This is a genomic window from Acidisoma sp. C75 (genome assembly GCF_054665095.1).
Map to the genome: position 1 here is coordinate 1 of NZ_BAAFHD010000005.1, position 17,818 is coordinate 17,818.

Sequence of the window (17,818 nt, forward strand, 5' to 3'; positions counted from 1 at the left end):
CCCCGCGGGGTGGAGCAGCCCGGTAGCTCGTCAGGCTCATAACCTGAAGGTCACAGGTTCAAATCCTGTCCCCGCAACCAAACCTACAAACAATCAGACCCAAGCAACCTCTTCAGCTTCACGCCAGGATCGGCCAGCGCCGCGCGATCCGGTGACGCAGAAGCGGCGATCAGCATCTCCGCGAGCCGGATATCCCGCGCAACCTCGCCCAGAACCCCGTAAGCGCTCGCGCCAACCAGACGACCGGCCTTGAGATGAAACAGGAACGGCATGCCGTCGAGATCGCGGATGATCGTCTCATCCCCCTCATCCGGCAGCCCCGCTATCTGAAGCGTCTCACCGAGCTGATCGGACCAGAACCAGGGAATGGCGGCGTAATCCGCCGTCTCGCCCAGCATGGTGCCGGCCACGTGCCGGCCCTGATCCCGCGCATTGCGCCAGGCTTCGAGCCGCAGGCGCCGGCCGCCGAAGACCGGATGCGGGAAGGAGCAGCAATCGCCTGCCGCGAAAATCGCGGGATCGCTCGTGGCCAAGCGTCCATCGACGCGAATGCCGTTTTCGATGGCAAGCCCGGCGGCTTCGGCAAGGCCGGTCTCCGGCACCGCGCCGATACCGACCACCACGCTATCCGCTTCCAGCACCCGGCCATCGGCCAGATGCACAGCCGCGCCGGCCGCGCCGCGCGGGCTGATCGCCGTGAGGCGAGCGTCTTCGAGGAGGGTGATGCCCGCCCCTCGATGACGCTCCGCGATGCGCGCCGCGACCGCGGCCGGCACCGCGCGGCCAAGGATGCGGGGCGCCATCTCCACCACCGAGACAGCGCAGCCGCGTGCCCGGGCGCTGGCCGCGATTTCGAGACCGATGAAGCCGCCGCCGATGATGATGAGACGGCCGCCGCCCCGCAGCCTCTCGCGCAGCGCCAGCGCATCACTGAAGCTGCGGAGATAGAGCAGCGGCACATCCTCCGCGCCCGGCAGGCGGAGCTGGCGCGGCCGCGCGCCGGTTGCCAGCAGCAGGCGGGAATAGGCCAATGCCGCGCCGCGATCGACATGCACGCGCCGCTCCTCCCGATCGATGCCGGTGGCCTGCAGACCCGGCTGATAGGCGATCCCCTGCGCCGCGAGCGCCTCGGCGCTGGCGATGACGACCGGGCCCGGCACCGCCGCCGCGGTCTGCGCCGCTTTGGAGAGCGGGGGCCGCTCATAAGGCGGATGGTTTTCCGCCCCGATGAGCGTTACCCGGCCCGCATAGCCGCGCTCCCGCAGGGTCAGCGCGGCGCGGGTGCCGGCTTCGCCCGCGCCGATGATGACGATCCCCCGATCGGCGGCTGCGGCCTGCATGGGAAGCCTGCCTCAGCCGAGACCGAGAAGGACGCGATCCCCCTCGATCCTCACCGGGAAGCTGCGCAGATCGATGCAGGCCGGCGCGCGCTTGGCCTGGCCCGAGGGGATATCGAAACGGCCATTATGCTTCGGGCATTCGATCGTCTGCCCGATCACCAGCCCATCCGCGAGATGGACGTTTTCATGCGTGCAGAACCCGCTGGTCGCGCAGAACGCGCCGCTCCGCAGCCGATAGATCGCGTAGCTCTGGCCGGCATGATCGAAGCGGATGACATCCTCCTCCTCGATATCATCCACCGCGCAGGCATCGACCCAATGCGTCATCGGGCATTTCCCTTTCTTCTCAAGGCATGGTGCAGGAGGGCGGCCGCCCGGCTCAGCCAGGCTCAGGCCAGGCTGTCGATCGCCGGCATCTGCGCGGTCGGCGGCAATTCCCGCCGCACGCAATAGGACGGATCGCGGGCCTGCCGCAGCAAGGCGGGAATGATCTCCCGATAGGCGGCGAGGATGCCGGGATAGGGCGCCGGACACTCCGCCCGGATCGCTGCATGTAGCGCCGGCAGCGCGTGATAGGGCACCATCGGGAACATGTGGTGCTCCACGTGATAGTTCATGTTCCAGTAGATGAAGCGCGACACCGGATTCATCATGACGGTGCGGCTGTTGAGCCGATGGTCGAGCACGTCTTCGGAAAGGCCGGCATGCTGGGTCAGGCCATGGATGATGGTGAGCCCGCCGCCGTAGAGCGTGGGCAGGCCGACCAGCATCGCGGGAAGCGCGCTGCCGATCGCGACCGAGAGGGCGCCGACCGAGAGGAGGATCGCGATGTAGAGGCGCGCGATGCGATAGACCTTGGCGCGTTCCGCCCCGGGAACGAAACTCCGCTCCTCCTCGGTCAATCGCCCCGCCGCATGCAGCGCAAGCTTGCGCAGCGCCGTCGCGGTCGATTGCAGCGCGAAGAGGTTGAGCAGCATGGCACGGAAATCCGGCGGGCGCTTGGCCGCGATCTCCGGATCGCGCCCGACGATGATGGTGTCGGTATGGTGGCGCGTATGGCTCCAGCGCCAGATGGTCGGCTCGCGCATGATCATGAAACAGGCGAGGTGATAGACGGCGTCGTTCATCCAGCCGGTCTTGAAGGCGGTGCCATGGCCGCATTCGTGCCAGCGTGAATCCGAGGCCGAACCATAGAGCACGCCATAGACGATGAAGATGGGCACGGCGAGCCAGCGCCCCCACCAGAGGATGCCAAGGCCCGCGCAGAGCAGCATGAGGCCGAGCCAGATCGCGGTATCGCGGATCGCCGGCCCGTCCTTCCGCCGCATGAGTTCCTTGAGCTGCCTGCGCGGCAGCGGTGCGGCATACCATCGGCCGGAGGCGAGGCCGCGCTCCGCCGCGCGCCCGGCTTCCGGCCCCACCAGGCTGTAATCCCGCCGCGGCGGCGCGTCCCTCAGGGTGGCGCTGGCCATTCCGTTCTCTCCCCGCGTCTCTCTGCGCTTATCGTCGCTATAGCGCAGGGATCGGCCGGGGCGGCTTCCACTTTTGATGGGTTTCCATCAAGCGGCGGCCGCTCTGCCGCTTGCCGCTCGGCGACATGCGGCCTCTGTTGCAGACGAGGCGGAGGGGCGTCGCATGATGAAGCCGGAACGGCTGCGGCCTGGACTCGTGGACGTGGCGCGGCGGGCAGGGGTCGGCATCGCAACCGTCGATCGGGTGGTGAACGAGCGCGGCGGCGTCTCGGCCGAGACCGAGCGGCGGGTGCTGGAAGCGGCACGCGCCGTCGGGCTGCGGCGCCTCCTGCCGGCGCCGCATGCGCGGGCGCGGCGGATCGAGGTTCTGCTCGGGCCGCCGGTCACCCCCTTCATGCGGCGGCTCAACAGCGCCATCGCCCAGGTCGCCGCGACGCTCGATCGCTCGGTCACGGTTCTCCGCTCCGGCTTGGACATGGCGGAGCCAGCCCGGGTCGCCGCGCGGATCGCCCACTCCCGCGCCGATGGCATCATCATCTATTGCGAGGAGCATGCGGCCAATGTCGCCGCCATCGCCGAGGCGGAGGCAGCGGGCCGCGCCGTGATCTGCGTGGTCACGGATGTGCCCGAAGCCCCGCGCACCGCCTATGTCGGCATCGACCATGCGAAGGCCGGCCGCACGGCCGGGTTTTTCGTCGCGCGGATGGCCCGCGCGCGGGGCCAGGCGCTGATCCTCGCGACCTCCCAGGGCTTTCGCGCGCATAAGCAGAGGATCGACGGTTTTCGCGCGGCTCTCGCGGCCCATGCGCCGGCCATAGCGGCATCGGCGGTGATGACGACGCATGACGCGGCGGAGCGCTGCTACCATCACGTCACCCACGCTTTGCGCCGTGCGCCGGGCGAGGTCGTCGCGATCTACAATACCGGCGGCGGCAATGAGGGGGTGGGCCAGGCCTTGCGCGATCATGCCGCCGCCGCGGCCCTGGCGGCTCCGGTCTTCGTCGGCCATGAACTGACCGAGGAAACCGCAGTGCTGCTCACGGAAGGATTGATGACGGTGACGATCGATCAGGCGCCGGAGCTGCAGGCCCGCCGCGCGATCGATCTGATACTAAAACGTCTTGCCGGCGGCGGGCTGGAGAGCGCGGCGGGCGAGATCGCCTTTACCCTGCATACCGCCGAGAACTGCTAGCCGCGCCGCTCAGCTGCCGTCGAAGCGCTGCGCCGACAGCGCGACCTGGGTGCGGTTGGAGACGCCCATCTTCTGCATGATGTTACGCACATGCACCTTCACGGTGCTGGCGCTCATGCCGAGATCCTCGGCGATCACCTTGTTCGGCTTGCCGAGGCGGATGAGTTCGAGCACCGCGAGTTCACGCTGCGTCAGATGCCGTGCCTCGCCTTTGCGCGTGGTGGCGATGGCTGGTGCTGGCGCCTGGGTGAAGAGGAAATCGCGCGGCACGAAGGTTCCGCCGGAATGCACGAGGTTGATCGCGGAAGCGACGACCTGCAGCCCGGTGCGGCGGGTGAGGATGAAACCGGCCACGCCACGGCCGAGCGTCTCACGCACCGTCTGCGGATCGCAGAGCGTCGCGTCGGACATGACGATGAGCGGGGTTTCGGGGAAGCTGTCCCGCAGCGCCTGGATGCCGTCGAGATCCACGTGATCCTCGGAATGACAGTAGAACAGGATGATATCGGCATCGAGCCCGCGCTGACCCAGGCATTCCGGCACGGAGGCGAAAGCACTGATCGAGAATTCCGGATGGCTGCCGACCAAGGCGCTGATCAAGCTTTCCCGCGTCAGCTGGGAATGGTCGATCCAGGCGATGGACACCGTCGCCGCGGCGTGCATCGGGTTGGCGGCGGCGCGATCGGCGGCGATCTGCGCTCCGTTGAACATGGGGGTGCTCTCGGTCGTCATATCCATCACTCACCTCTTGCCTGCTTCCGGAACGCTGAGCCTAGACGGGCCGGACGTCTTATTGGTCCTGTGGCTTAGACCACCCCCTCATGCTGCCTAAGACAGTTTGGCGGAAGCCTCAAATAGGGCTGATCACCGTAATTCGTTACATCCGGATGGCAGTCTCCAGGAGAATGTCATTTTTGGGTTTGGAAGATCGGGGGGAGTCAGTATTTTTATTTCCATATCGCATCAAAACGACCGGCCAAACCGCCTATTCTCGCTATCCATCCGGCTAAGACGGGGTTTCCGTTATGGAGCCGCAATAATAGCCCACGGCAGGCAAGCCGCCCGCCGCGATGGAAGCCAGAGTTTCTCGCGCGGAAAGCCAAAAGCATGAGGGCCGCGCCGATATTTGCGGCTAATCCTTTGGTGGGTGTTCTTCTCACCCTTTCGCAAAATGGCCAGGGCAATCTCCTGGGCACTAAGTCTAGGGGTGTATCTGTGCTGCGGTCGCGGCTCTCGCCCCTTGCCACCCGGGCCCTGCCTCGGCAGGTTTGCGCGAGACGACGGCTCAGCGGGGATAGGATGACGCTTGAGGATGGCACGTGCGAGGATCGGTTGGAGCGGGTGCTCGCCCTTGCCCGGGCGGTGGACCCCGCGATCTTCACCAGGTTCTACGAGGCGAGCGCGCGGGCCGAGGCTTCGGCTGCGGATCGCCGGGCGGCGCGGGGTGAAAGCCTCGGCCCGCTGGATGGGCGTCTCGTCAGCATCAAGGATCTTTTCGACGTGGCGGGCGAACCGACGACGGCGGGCTCGGCCATGCGGCGAGGCGCCGCCCCGGCCGAGCGGGACGCGACCGTCGTCGCCCGGCTGCGCGCGGCCGGCGCCGTCATTTTCGGCAAGACCAATATGACGGAGTTCGCCTTCTCCGGCCTCGGCCTCAATCCCCATTACGGCACGCCCGGCAACGCGCGGGATCCAAGCCGCATTCCCGGCGGCTCCTCCTCGGGCGCCGGGGTCGCGGTCGCGCTCGGTCTCGGCGAGATCGCGATCGGCAGCGATACCGGCGGCTCGGTGCGCATCCCGGCGGCGCTCAACGGCGTCGTCGGCTTCAAGCCGACCAGCCGGCGCATCCCCCGCGCGGGTGCCTTTCCGCTTTCGTACACGCTCGATTCGATCGGGCCGCTGGCGCCCTCCCTCGAACTCTGCATCGCGGCCGATGCGGTGATGGCGGAGAGGCCGCTCGGGCCACTCGCTGCGCGCCCGCTCACGGGCCTCAGCCTCGCGGTGCCGGACGCGTTCCTGGCCGAGACCGAGCCCGCCATCCTCGCCGCCTTTACCGAGAGCCTCGGCCGGCTTGAAGCGGCGGGGGCGCGGCGGGTGCCGATCGATATCCAGGATCTCATCGCCGCGATGCGCGAAACGCTGGCGGCTGGCCCGATCGTGCTGCCGGAGGTCGCCTCCATTCATGCTGAAGCGCTCGAAACCGCGCCCGAGGCTTTCGATCCGCGGGTGCTGGCGCGCATCCTGCCGGGGCGGGAGGTTCTGGCCTCGCGCTATATCGCGAGCCTGCGGCGGCGCGAGGCGTTGATCGCCGATCTCGCCGCGCGCCTCGCCGCGGAGCGGTTGTGGCTCGCGATGCCGACGGTGCCGATGGAGGCGCCGCCGATCGCCGCGGTGCAGGCGGAGGAGCCGTACTACCGCATCAACCAGCTCATTCTGCGCAATACGAGCTTCGGCAATTTCTTCGATCTCTGCGCCCTCTCCCTGCCGATGCCGAAGGATGGGCTGCCCGCCGGCTTCATGCTGATGGGCCGGCCCGGCGCGGATGCCGAACTGCTGGGCTGGGGCCTTGCCTGCGAGAGGGCGCTCGGCGGCTGAGGAGGAGGCGTCTGGCCGGGCGCTGCCGGGCGGCAGCGGCTGCCATCAAGGTTTGTTTACCCGCCATCAATGTTTGTTGACCGGCACGCGAGCCGCAGCCTAGAGCAGCCCGATGCGCAAGGAAAGCATCCCCCTGACCTCGATCCGCGGTTTCGCGGCGCTCTGGGTCGCCTTCTACCACTATACGCTTGAACTGAAAGTGCTCGGCTACACGATCTGGGCGCATTTCAGCTGGTGGTTCTACGGCTATGTCGGGGTGGATATCTTCTTCATCCTGAGCGGCTTTATTCTGATAGCGGTGTATCGCGCGCTCGATTGGCGCAATCTCGGCGCCTTCCTGACCCGGCGGGTCTTTCGCATCTATCCCATGCACGTCGCCGTGCTGCTCGGCATGCTGATCCTGTGGCTCGACATCTACTACCGCTTCGATGTCATCGATCCGACGCAGCAACTCTCCTGGTGGCCGGTCTGCGCGCTGCTTCTGCAGCCCTTCTTTTCGCACAAGCTGATGTGGAATGCGGTGACCTGGTCGCTCTCGGTCGAGTTCACCTGCTACTTCCTGTTTCCTCTCGCCATCATGCTGTTCCGGCGGGCCCCGCTTGCCCTGCTGCTGCCGCTCATCCTGCTGCTCGGCCTGGTCGAGGAACAGGTCCAGATCTACGATCTCTACACTTGGTCCGGCGGCGCGGTGGGCCGCGGCGTGGTCGCCTTCGGGCTCGGCATGATGCTGCGCCTGGCAAGCGAACGGATGCCCACCCCCTCGGCCCTGCTGGTGACGCTCGGCGAATGTCTCGCGGTTGGCGGCATCATCCTCTGCGCCTGCTTTCCGAAGCCGCCGGGCCATGGTGGCGGCCCCTATGTCGCGCTCTTCGCGGCGCTTCTCATCCTCTGCCTGTCCTATGAAAGCGGGATCGTCGCCAAGGCGCTGAGCGCGCGGGTCTGCCTCTGGCTGGGCAAGATCTCCTTCTCGCTCTACCTGCTGCACGAACCTGTCTTCGGCTTCGCCTGGGCACGCTTTTCGGCCCACAAGCTGCCGTTCGGTCATCATACGGATGCGGTGGTGTGGGTGATCTGCACGATGGGGGTGACGCTCGGCGCCGCCACCATCACCTGGTTGCTGATCGAGGAGCCGTTCCGCCGCCTCGGCGGGCGGATCGCGCGGCGGATGGAGCGGAACGATCCTCTGCGCGCGCCCATGCCGGACGGGCCGCCGGTCCTCGCGGCCCCGCTGGCGCCGGCGGGCAGGGCGGCCGGGGCGGCGATCCGGGCGTAAGCGCCGGCCGCGCCGCGGCTAATCGGCCGCGCTGGGCGCCTGGGTAAGGCGGAAGGCGGCCGCCGGATAGACGCCGAGGACGCGAATTTCCCGCGAGAAGAAGGCGAGTTCCTCGAGCGCGCGGCGCAGGCCCGGATGCTCCGGATGGCCCTCGACGTCGCAGAGAAACTGCGTCGCGGTGAATTGCCCGCCGATCATGTAGCTTTCGAGCTTGGTCATGTTCACGCCATTGGTCGCGAAGCCGCCGAGCGCCTTGTAGAGGGCGGCCGGCACGTTGCGCACGCGGAAGACGAAGCTCGTCATGAGGTTGGGCGCCTCTGCCGGCGGCAGGCGCGGCTCGCGCGCAGCGATGTAGAAGCGCGTGGTGTTATGCGCCGCGTCCTCGACATTGCGCAGCAGGATCTCGAGCCCGTAAAGCTCGGCGGCGAGGGCGGAGGCAATGGCCCCGTCCTCCACCCGCCCCCAGCCGGCGACGAGTGCCGCGCTGCCGGCGGTATCGGCCTCCACCACCGGCTCCATGCCATGCTCGCGCAGCAGCCGGCGTACCTGGCCGAGGGCGACGGCGTGGCTATGGACGCGCCGGATATCCCCGATCGCCGCGCCCTTGATGCCGAGCAGGCAATGCTCCACCCGCTCGAAATGCTCGCCGACGATGGCGAGCCCGCTATCGGGCAGCAGGGCGTGGATATCGGGCACGCGGCCGGCGAGCGAATTCTCGCAGGCCAGCATGGCAAGCTCCGCCCGGCCTTCCCGCACCGCCTCGATCGCGGCCTCGAAGGTCTCGCACGGCAGCGGCTCCAACTCAGGATGCGCACGGCGGCAGGCGAGATCGGAATAGGCGCCAGGAACCCCCTGGAAAGCGATGCGGCTGGTGCTCATGCCAAGATCCTCCGGGCGCGTTCGAGATCGGCGGGCGTATCGACGCCGAAGGGCGCGGCCGGCGCGCGCGCGACGCCGATGCGCATGCCGGCTTCGAGCAGGCGAAGCTGTTCGAGCTTCTCCCGCAGTTCGAGCGGCGAGGGGGGCAGGGCCACGAAGCGCTCCAGCGCGGCGCGGCGATAGGCATAGACGCCGATGTGATGCCAGAGCGGCCCTTCGCCCCAGGGCACTGTCTGGCGCGAGAAATAGAGCGCGGCGGCGATCTCCGCACCCTCGGCGAAGGCGCAGACGGCCTTGACCACGCTGCTCGCGCGCGCTTCGGCCTCGCTCTCGATCGGGACGACGAGGGAGCCGACATCGAAGCCATCATCCGCGAGCGGCAGCAGCACCTGGCGCAGCAAGGCGGGGTCGAGCGTCGGGAAATCCCCTTGCAGGTTGATCACCACCTCATGCCGTGCGTCGGGGTCGATCTCGGCGAGGGCGGCCTGCACGCGGTCCGACCCGCTCGGGAGGTCCGGCTCCGTCATGACCGCAGTCCCGCCCGCAGCCCGCACGGCGTCTGCGATCTCGGCTTCGGCGCAGGCGACGGCCACGGGCCCGATGGCGGCCGCGACCGCGAGGCGCCAGACGCGTACGATCATCGCCTCCCCGCCGATCATGGCGAGCGGCTTGCCGGGCAGGCGGGTCGAGCCCATGCGGGCAGGGATGAGGATGATAGGGGCCACGGCCGGTCCTCTGTCAGGCTCGCCCCGGGCGAGAGTGCCTGGGGCGCTGCCTTGCGCTCGTAATCGCTCCGCCCGCGGCCGGCAAGCGGGCCGCCCCGATCTGCCCGCTCGCCCCGATCCGGCAGGGCGCCCCGGCCAAGCCCCCGATTCCCCGGGGCGGGCGCTTGCCGAGCGGGGCGCGGCATGGTCTCTGTCTCGGGCTGGATATTCTTCCCGGGAGAGCGACATGGGGTGGGGCTTCGATGCCTGAGGCTGCGGATTATCTCGCCGTCGCGTTGGCCCTTGCGGATGCCGCGGCGGCAGCGGTGCGGCCGCATTTCCGCACCCGCATCGCGACCGACGACAAGGATGATGCGAGCCCGGTGACCCGGGCGGATCGCGCGGCGGAGGAGGCGATGCGCGCCGTGCTCGCCGCGCGCTGCCCCGATCACGGCATCATCGGCGAGGAATATGGCACGAGTGCTGCCGGCACGGGCGGATTGTGCTGGGTGCTCGACCCGATCGACGGCACGCGCGCCTTCATCACCGGCCGCACCACCTTCGGCACCCTCATCGCCCTGATGAAGGACGAAACCCCCGTGCTCGGCATCATCGATCAGCCGATCACCGGGGAACGCTGGGTCGGGCTTGCCGGTCGGCAAACGGAGTTTTTCGGCCCCTTCGGCGGCCGGATCGGCTGCCGGCCTTGCCCGCGCCTGGCCGAGGCCGAGCTTTCCTGCACCAGCCCGGATATCTTCGGGCCCGCCCATGCGCCCCGCTTCGCGCGGCTGCGCCAGGCGGTGCGCCGGACGAGCTGGGGCGGGGATTGCTACGGCTTCGGGTTGCTCGCCCTCGGCGAGATCGACCTTATCGTGGAAACCGATCTCAAGCCCTGGGATTGGGCGGCCCTCGTGCCCATTATCTCGGGGGCCGGCGGGTCGGTGACGGATTGGCGCGGCGAGCCTCTCTCGCTCACCGGCGAAGGCTCGGTCATCGCGCTCGGCGATCCCTCCCTCCTGCCTGCGGTGGTGGCAAGCCTCGCCTGAGGCGGCGCCCGCCTCCGCCGATTCCGCCTCGTCCACCGCCTCCTCTATTGCTGTGCCGATGCCTCAAGGAGCCTGAATGAAGCGACGGAGCTTTCTCAAAACGGCCGCGGGAGCGATCGCCGCGCCGCTCGTCACCTTGCCCGAGGCCGGCCATGCCCAGGTGGTGCCGGCCGGCGGCTATGCGGTCGGCGTGCTGGCAACGCCCGCCCTGCCGCGGGGCTTCACCCATTTCCCCTATGTCGATCCGCAGGCGCCGAAGGGCGGCGCCGCCACCTTCAGCCAGATCGGCGGCTTCGATAGTTTCAACCCCTTCATCGTGCGCGGCACCCCGGCCGCGAGCGTCAGCCTCATCTGGGATACGCTGCTCAAGCAGTCGGACGACGAGGCGGCGGTCGCCTATGGCTGGCTGGCCGAAAGCGTCGTGGTTGCGGCGGATCACGGCAGCGTCACCTTCACCCTGCATGCCAAGGCCCGCTTCGCCGATGGCAGCCCGGTCCGCGCGAGCGACGTGGTCTGGAGCTTCGAAACCCTCGTCGCCAAAGGCCAGCCCTTCTACCAGCAGTATTACGCGGCCGTCGCCGGCGCCCGGGCGGTTGATGACCGCACGGTGGTCTTTACCCTCAAGCCCGGCGCCTCGCGGGAGCTGCCGCTCATCCTCGGGCAATTGGCGGTGCTGCCCGAAGCCTGGTGGAAGGGGCGGGATTTCACCGCCCCGTTGACCGACGCGCCGCTCGGCTCCGGCCCCTATGCGGTGGCGCATTCGGCGTTCAACCGCTCCGTCACCTATCGCAGGCGGCCGGATTACTGGGCGGCGGATCTGCCGGTCTGCCGTGGCTTTTATAATATCGACAGCATCACCCACGAATATTTCGGCGATCCCGCGGTCGCCCTGCAGGCCTTCAAGGCCGGGGATATCGATTTCCGCAACGAGAATATCGCGAAGAACTGGGCGACCGCCTATGATTTCGATGCCGTGAAGAAGGGGCTGGTGATCAAACGCATCTTCCCCAACCGCCTGCCCACCGGCATGCAGGGCTTCGGCATGAATACCCGCCGGCCGGTCTTTCAGGATGTGCGGGTGCGTCAGGCGATCGCCTGGGCCTATGATTTCGAATGGGCGAACAAGGTTCTGTTCTACGGCGGCTATGAGCGCACGCGGAGCTATTTCAGCAATAGCGACCTCGCTTCCTCTGGCCTGCCGCAAGGGGCGGAGCTCGCGCTGCTCGAACCCTATCGGCGGGATCTGCCGCCCCAACTCTTTACCGAGCCCTTCACCCTGCCGGTGACGGACGGCTCCGGCAACAACCGGCCGCAGCTGCTCGCGGCGCTGAAGATGCTGGAAGCCGCCGGCTGGCGCGTGCAGGATCGCAAGCTGCGCGATGCCGCGGGCCAGCCCATGCGCTTCGAAATCCTGCTGAACGACCCTGTTTTCGAGCGGGTCACGCTGCCCTATGCCGAGGATCTCAAGCATCTCGGCATCGATGTCTCGGTGCGGGTGGTCGATCCCTCGCAATACCAGACGCGGATGGACAATTTCGATTTCGACATGACGGTGGTGCTGTTCCCGGAATCGGACGTGCCCGGCAGCGAGCAGCGGGATTACTGGGGCTCGGCCGCTGCCAAGATCCCCGGCAGCGACAATCAGATGGGCGTGTCGAGCCCGGTGGTCGATGCGCTGATCGACAAGGTCATCGCCGCGAACGACCAGGAAAGCCTGCTCGCCGCCTGCCACGCGCTCGACCGCGTGCTGCTCTGGGGCTGGTATGTGGTGCCGCAATGGCATCTCGGCGCCTATCGCCTCGCCTTCTGGGATGTCTTCGGCTTCCCCACCCAGCCGATGCGCGCCGGTTTCGATATCGATACCTGGTGGATCGACCAGGCCAAGGCCGCCGTTACCGATCGCTCCCGCCATCATTCCAATGTCGCCTGACGCGCGCGGAAAAGGCTGAGCCATGGCCGCCTACCTGCTCCGCCGCTTGCTGCTGATCATCCCGACGCTGTTCGGCATCATCGCGCTCAATTTCGTGGTGGTGCAGTTCGCGCCCGGCGGCCCGGTGGAGCAGGAGATCGCCCAGCTCAAGGCCCATGCCGGCATGATGCCGGGAGAGGCCGGCAGCGGCCCGGCCGCGGGCAGCTTCTATCGCGGCGCGCAGGGGGTGGACCCCAAGATGGTCCTCGAACTCCGCCACATGTTCGGCTTCGACAAGCCGCCGCTTACCCGTTTCTGGCTGATGCTGAAGGGCTATCTCACCCTCAATCTCGGGCGCAGCTTCTTCCTCGGCCAATCCGTCTGGCATCTCATCCTCGAACGGATGCCGGTCAGCATCTCGCTCGGCCTCTGGTCCACGCTGCTGATCTATCTGGTGTCGATCCCGCTCGGCATCGCCAAGGCGACGCGCGACGGCACGCGCTTCGATCTCGTCACCACGCTGATGGTGCTGATCGGCTACGCGATCCCGGGCTTCCTCTTCGCGATCTTCCTCATCGTCGTCTTCGCCGGCGGCACCTTCGTGCAATGGTTCCCGCTGCGCGGGCTGACCAGCATGGGCGCCTCCTCCTGGGGCTGGCCCGCGCGCATCCTCGATTACCTCTGGCACATGGTCCTGCCGACGACGGCGATGGTGGTCGGCGGCTTCGCCAGCCTCACCATGCTGACCAAGAACTGTTTCCTGGAAGAGATCGGCAAGCAATATGTGCTGACCGCGCGCGCCAAGGGGGCGAGCAATACGCGCGTGCTCTACGGCCATGTCTTCCGCAACGCCATGCTGCTCATCATCGCGGGCTTCCCGGCCGCCTTCATCAGCATCCTCTTCACCTCGGCCTTGCTCATCGAGATCATCTTCTCCCTCAACGGCATGGGCCAGCTCGGCTATCAGGCGGCGCTGCAGCGCGATTATCCGGTGATGTTCGGCACGCTCTACGTCTTTTCGCTGCTCGGCCTCGTCATGCAGATCGTCGGCGACATCCTCTATACCATCGTCGATCCGCGGATAGACTTCAGCGCCCGGCGCTGAGAGCGGGGAGGCGGTGGCAACCGGCATGTGGCGCCCGCATCTTTCGCCCCTCAACCGCCGCCGGCTCGCGGCTTTCCGCGCCAACCGCCGCGCCTTCTATGCCCTGTGGATCTTCCTCCTCCTCTTCGGCATCAGCCTCTGCGCGGGCGTGGTGGCGAATGACCGGCCGCTGCTGATCGATTTCCGCGGCCAGCTGCTCTGCCCCATCCTGCACGACTATAGCGAGGATCGTTTCGGCGCCGATTTCCTGCCGACCGATGCCGATTATTCCGATCCTGGCGTGCAGGCGGCGATCCGCCGGCATGGCTGGATGATCTGGCCGCTGATCCCCTTCAGCTACGATACGACGGTGACCAATCTCGGCGGCCCGGCGCCCTCGCCACCCTCCTGGCGCAACTGGCTCGGCACCGACGATCAGGGGCGGGATGTGCTCGCCCGGGTGATCTACGGCTTCCGCATCTCGGTGCTCTTCGGCTTCACGCTAACGGCGCTTGCCTCCGTCATCGGCATCCTCGCCGGCGCCGTGCAGGGCTATTACGGCGGGCTGGTCGATCTCCTCTTCCAGCGTTTCATCGAAATATGGTCCGGCCTGCCGGAGCTGTTCCTCCTCATCATCCTCTCGGCGATCATCGCGCCCTCCTTCTGGGTGCTGCTGCTCTTCCTGCTCCTCTTCAACTGGATCAGCCTGACGGGCGTGGTGCGGGCCGAATTCCTGCGCGGCCGCACGCTCGATTACGTGCGCGCGGCGAAGGCGCTCGGCGTTTCCGATATCGCGGTGATGCGCCGGCATATCCTGCCCAATGCCATGGTCGCGACCCTGACCTTCCTGCCCTTCATCCTCTCCGGCTCCGTCACCATTCTCGCGAGCCTCGATTTCCTCGGCTTCGGCCTGCCGCCCGGCTCGCCCTCTCTCGGCGAACTCGTCTCCCAAGGGCGGGACAATCTCCAGGCACCCTGGCTCGGCATCACCGCCTTCGTGGTGCTGGGCGGGCTGCTCATCCTCCTCATCTTCATCGGGGAGGGGGTGCGGGATGCCTTCAACCCCAGAAAGACGGGTCTCACATGAGCCAGCTTGTGGTGGAGAAGCTCACCGTCTGCTTCGGTGAGCGGCCGGTGGTGAGGGATGTCTCCTTCAGCGTCGCGGCCGGGGAGACGCTGGCGCTGGTGGGGGAGAGCGGATCGGGCAAATCGCTGACCGCGCTCTCCATCCTGCGGCTGCTGCCGCCGGCCGCGCGCCTGCGGCAGGGCCGCATCATGATCGCGGGCGAGGATGTCGCCGCCATGCGGGAGGCCGATCTCCGCCGCGTGCGGGGCGGCACTGTCGGCATGATCTTCCAGGAGCCGATGACGAGCCTCAACCCTCTGCACCGCATCGGCCGGCAGGTGGCCGAGGCGGTGCAGCTGCACGCCAAGCCGGGGCTCGGCCGCGAGGCGCTCCGCCGGCGCAGCGTGACGCTGCTGGAGCAGGCGGGCTTCGCGGATGCCGAGCATCGGCTGGACGCTTTCCCCCACCAGCTGTCCGGCGGCCAGCGCCAGCGCGTGATGATCGCGATCGCGCTCGCCAACGATCCGGCCTTCCTCATCGCCGATGAGCCGACGACGGCGCTCGATGTCACGATCGAGGCGCAGATCCTGGCGCTGCTCGATGCGCAGAAGGCGGCGCGCGGATTGGGCCTGCTGCTCATCACCCATGATCTCGGCATCGTCCGCCAGCATGCGGATCGGGTCGCGGTGATGAAGGCGGGCGAGATCGTGGAGACCGGCTCGGTCGGCGATATCTTCACGCGTCCCCAGCACCCCTATACCCGGGCGCTGCTCTCGGCCGAGCCGGGCGGCGGGCCGCCGCCGCTCGCCCCCGGCGCGCGGCCGGTGATCGCGGCCGAGGGCATCGGCGTGCGCTTCGCCATCCGGCGCGGCGTGATGCGCCGGGCGGCCGGAGCCGTCACCGCGATCGACCGCCTTTCCCTTACCGTGCATGAGGGCGAGACGGTCGGGCTGGTCGGGGAAAGCGGCTCGGGCAAGACGACGACGGGCTTCGCCATGCTCGGGCTGGAGCCGGCATCTGGCCGGATCATGTTCCGGGGCCAGGATATCGCCCATCTCAAGGAACGGCAGCTGCGCGCCCGCCGCGCCGAGATGCAGATCGTCTTTCAGGATCCCTATGGCAGCCTCTCGCCCCGGATGACGGTGGAGGAGATCGTGGCCGAGGGCTTGCGCGTGCATTTCCCCAAGCTCAGCCGGGCCGAGCGGCGGGAGCGCGTCGTTGCCGTCCTGCACGAGGTCGGCCTGCCGGAGACGGCGCTGGAGCGCTACCCCAACGAATTTTCCGGCGGCCAGCGCCAGCGTATCTCGATCGCCCGCGCCATGGTGCTGGAGCCCCGCTTCGTCGTGCTCGACGAGCCGACGAGCGCGCTCGACCGCTCGGTGCAGACGCAGATCGTCGAACTGCTGCGGCGGCTGCAGGCCGCGCACGGCCTCGCCTATCTCTTCATCAGCCACGATCTGCGCATCGTCCGGGCGCTCGCCCATCGCATCATCGTGCTGCGCCGCGGGCGGGTGGTGGAGGAGGGACCGGCCGAACAGATCTTCGCCGCCCCGCGCGAGGATTATACCCGCGCGCTGATCGCCGCCGCCTTCGAAGGCCGCGCGATCAACACGGATTTCGAGGAGCCCGAAGCACCGCTCCTCGGTGTCGATTGAAGCGACCGCGCCGTCATCGCTAGCCGAGGCTGAGCGGCACCCATTGCGTCGCGTCCGACCCCTGCACGAGGAGCAGGACATCGTGCGCCTGCCGATGCCGCGCCCCCGCCACGATATCGAGCATCTGCTGGATCGTGGAAACCGGCTGGCCGCCGATTTCGAGGAGCAACTCCCCGGCGGCGAGGCCGGCGCGGGCCGCGAAGCTGCCGGGCGCGACCGCGGTGATGACGATGCCCTTGGCGCCATCGGCAAGGCTGTATTTGGTCTTGAGCGCGGGCGTGATGTCCGACAGCGTGAGGCCGAGAATGGCGGCGGTGCGCGGCTCGGCCGGCTTGGCGATCGCCCCGGCATCGGGCTCGGCGGGTGAGGCCGGCTCGTCCGCCACCTTGATCTCGGCCGTCCGCGCCTGTCCGTCATGCCAGTAGTCGAGCGGGACGGAGGTGCCGACCGCGCTATCCTGCACCAGGCGCGGGAAGGCCTGCATCGTCGCCACGCCATGCCCGTCGAAGCGGGTGATGACATCGCCCGGGGCCAGCGGCAGGGCGGCGGCGGGGCTGCCGGCAGCGACGGTCGCCACCACCACGCCTGCCGGCGCCGGCAGTTTGAGGGCGGCGGCGATATCCGGCGTCACCCCCATTACCTGCACGCCGATCCAGCCGCGGCGCGGCCGGCCGAAGCGGCGCAGCTGGTCGATCACCGCGGCCACCTCGTCCGAGGGGATCGCGAAGCCGATGCCGACGGAGCCGCCCGAGGGCGAGTAGATGGCGGTGTTGATGCCGATCACCTGCCCCTCGGTATTGAACAGCGGGCCACCGGAATTGCCGCGATTGATGGCGGCGTCGGTCTGGATGAAATTCGTCGATCCGTCTTCCTGCAGATCGCGCCCGCGCGCCGAGATGATACCGGCGGTAACGGTGCCGCCGAGCCCGTAGGGATTGCCGATCGCAAGCACCCAGTCGCCGATGCGCGCGGTGCGCGAGGAGCCGAACTGCACGGCGGTCAAGGGATGGGGGGGATGCACGCGCAGAAGGGCGATATCATCCTGCGTATCGCGCCCCACGAGCGTCGCCGGCAGGGCGGTGCCGTCCGACAGGATCACGCTCATGCTGCGCGCCCCGTCGATCACGTGATTGTTGGTGACGATGAGGCCCGAGGGGTCGATCACGAAGCCGGAGCCGAGGCTCTGCATCTGGTCCCCGCCGGTTGTCACGTCCGGGCTGCCCGGCCCTTCGGCGCTATGCAGGAATTGCTGGAATCCCTTGTCGAGCGGCGGCAGGCCGGCGCCGGGTGCCGCCCCGCTATCGGCGCCCCCCGGCGCCATCGCGGAGGGCGGAGGCGAAGCCCCGGAGGGTGATTGCCCGCTATCACCCGAACCGCCCGAATCCGGGGTCGCCGGCTCCGTGCTCGCGACATTGACGACCGCCGGCAGCAGGCCCGCCACGAGGTCGGCAAAGCCCGGCGGCACGGCATGGGCCGCCACCAGGCGCGTGCTGGCGAGCAGCATGAGGGTGGAGGCAAGCAGCAAAGCGCGCATGGGATCTCGCCGGCTCATCCGATGGACAGAAGTCGTCTCGCGGGCGATTGTGCGCGGCGGAAAGCGGGA

General features: G+C 68.2%; 15 protein-coding genes and 1 tRNA gene. 9 read left to right on the forward strand and 7 right to left on the reverse strand.

Annotated elements, in window-relative coordinates; genetic code table 11:
* Positions 1–3: 3 nt before the first annotated feature.
* Positions 4–80, forward strand: a tRNA-Met gene (locus ACYQ7X_RS07925).
* Positions 81–83: 3 nt separating this feature from the next.
* Here ACYQ7X_RS07925 and ACYQ7X_RS07930 read toward each other — a convergent pair.
* The 3 genes from ACYQ7X_RS07930 to ACYQ7X_RS07940 form a co-directional block, all read right to left on the reverse strand.
* Entirely contained in the window at positions 84–1,340 is a 1,257-nt protein-coding gene (locus ACYQ7X_RS07930; protein WP_459696411.1) for an NAD(P)/FAD-dependent oxidoreductase, read from the reverse strand.
* A 12-nt stretch (positions 1,341–1,352) separates the two neighbouring features.
* A complete protein-coding gene (locus ACYQ7X_RS07935; protein ID WP_459696412.1) occupies positions 1,353–1,667 on the reverse strand; it encodes a MocE family 2Fe-2S type ferredoxin in 315 nt (104 codons plus the stop codon).
* A gap of 62 nt (positions 1,668–1,729) precedes the next feature.
* Complete coding sequence (locus tag ACYQ7X_RS07940) at positions 1,730–2,812, reverse strand: fatty acid desaturase family protein (RefSeq protein ID WP_459696413.1); 1,083 nt, start codon at positions 2,810–2,812, stop codon at positions 1,730–1,732.
* 163 nt (positions 2,813–2,975) lie between these two features.
* On the opposite strand from ACYQ7X_RS07940, the gene ACYQ7X_RS07945 reads away from it, so the two are divergent.
* Positions 2,976–4,004, forward strand: a complete 1,029-nt coding sequence (locus tag ACYQ7X_RS07945; RefSeq protein WP_459696414.1) for a LacI family DNA-binding transcriptional regulator — start codon at positions 2,976–2,978, stop codon at positions 4,002–4,004.
* Positions 4,005–4,013: 9 nt separating this feature from the next.
* On the opposite strand, the gene ACYQ7X_RS07950 is transcribed toward ACYQ7X_RS07945, so the two are convergent.
* Complete coding sequence (locus ACYQ7X_RS07950; protein WP_459696415.1) at positions 4,014–4,742, reverse strand: helix-turn-helix transcriptional regulator; 729 nt, start codon at positions 4,740–4,742, stop codon at positions 4,014–4,016.
* 561 nt (positions 4,743–5,303) lie between these two features.
* Here ACYQ7X_RS07950 and ACYQ7X_RS07955 point away from each other — a divergent pair.
* Both ACYQ7X_RS07955 and ACYQ7X_RS07960 read left to right on the forward strand, forming a co-directional pair.
* Positions 5,304–6,599, forward strand: a complete 1,296-nt coding sequence (locus ACYQ7X_RS07955; RefSeq protein ID WP_459696417.1) for an amidase — start codon at positions 5,304–5,306, stop codon at positions 6,597–6,599.
* Positions 6,600–6,711: 112 nt separating this feature from the next.
* Complete coding sequence (locus tag ACYQ7X_RS07960) at positions 6,712–7,872, forward strand: acyltransferase family protein (RefSeq protein WP_459696419.1); 1,161 nt, start codon at positions 6,712–6,714, stop codon at positions 7,870–7,872.
* An 18-nt stretch (positions 7,873–7,890) separates the two neighbouring features.
* On the opposite strand, the gene ACYQ7X_RS07965 is transcribed toward ACYQ7X_RS07960, so the two are convergent.
* Together ACYQ7X_RS07965 and ACYQ7X_RS07970 are read right to left on the reverse strand one after the other, a co-directional pair.
* Positions 7,891–8,751: a prephenate dehydratase gene (locus ACYQ7X_RS07965; protein WP_459696420.1), complete on the reverse strand. Its 861-nt coding sequence runs from the start codon at positions 8,749–8,751 to the stop codon at positions 7,891–7,893.
* Entirely contained in the window at positions 8,748–9,476 is a 729-nt protein-coding gene (locus ACYQ7X_RS07970; RefSeq protein ID WP_459696421.1) for a 3-deoxy-manno-octulosonate cytidylyltransferase, read from the reverse strand. The genes ACYQ7X_RS07965 and ACYQ7X_RS07970 overlap by 4 nt, the downstream gene beginning before the upstream one ends.
* 242 nt (positions 9,477–9,718) lie before the next feature.
* On the opposite strand from ACYQ7X_RS07970, the gene ACYQ7X_RS07975 reads away from it, so the two are divergent.
* From ACYQ7X_RS07975 to ACYQ7X_RS07995, 5 genes are all read left to right on the forward strand, one after another.
* The gene (locus ACYQ7X_RS07975) at positions 9,719–10,501 is read left to right on the forward strand and encodes an inositol monophosphatase family protein (protein WP_459696422.1); all 783 of its coding nucleotides are present in this window, start codon (positions 9,719–9,721) and stop codon (positions 10,499–10,501) included.
* Between the two features lie 76 nt (positions 10,502–10,577).
* A complete protein-coding gene (locus ACYQ7X_RS07980) occupies positions 10,578–12,431 on the forward strand; it encodes an extracellular solute-binding protein (RefSeq protein ID WP_459696423.1) in 1,854 nt (617 codons plus the stop codon).
* A 22-nt stretch (positions 12,432–12,453) separates the two neighbouring features.
* The gene (locus ACYQ7X_RS07985) at positions 12,454–13,515 is read left to right on the forward strand and encodes a microcin C ABC transporter permease YejB (protein WP_459696424.1); all 1,062 of its coding nucleotides are present in this window, start codon (positions 12,454–12,456) and stop codon (positions 13,513–13,515) included.
* Positions 13,516–13,540: 25 nt separating this feature from the next.
* Positions 13,541–14,581, forward strand: coding sequence for an ABC transporter permease (locus ACYQ7X_RS07990; RefSeq protein ID WP_459696425.1), 1,041 nt, complete (start codon positions 13,541–13,543; stop codon positions 14,579–14,581).
* Complete coding sequence (locus tag ACYQ7X_RS07995) at positions 14,578–16,215, forward strand: ABC transporter ATP-binding protein (protein ID WP_459696426.1); 1,638 nt, start codon at positions 14,578–14,580, stop codon at positions 16,213–16,215. Before ACYQ7X_RS07990 ends, ACYQ7X_RS07995 begins: the two co-directional genes overlap by 4 nt.
* Positions 16,216–16,234: 19 nt before the next feature.
* On the opposite strand, the gene ACYQ7X_RS08000 is transcribed toward ACYQ7X_RS07995, so the two are convergent.
* On the reverse strand, positions 16,235–17,749 hold the full coding sequence (locus ACYQ7X_RS08000) for a Do family serine endopeptidase (RefSeq protein ID WP_459696427.1): 1,515 nt from the start codon (positions 17,747–17,749) through the stop codon (positions 16,235–16,237).
* Between the last annotated feature and the right edge of the window lie 69 nt (positions 17,750–17,818).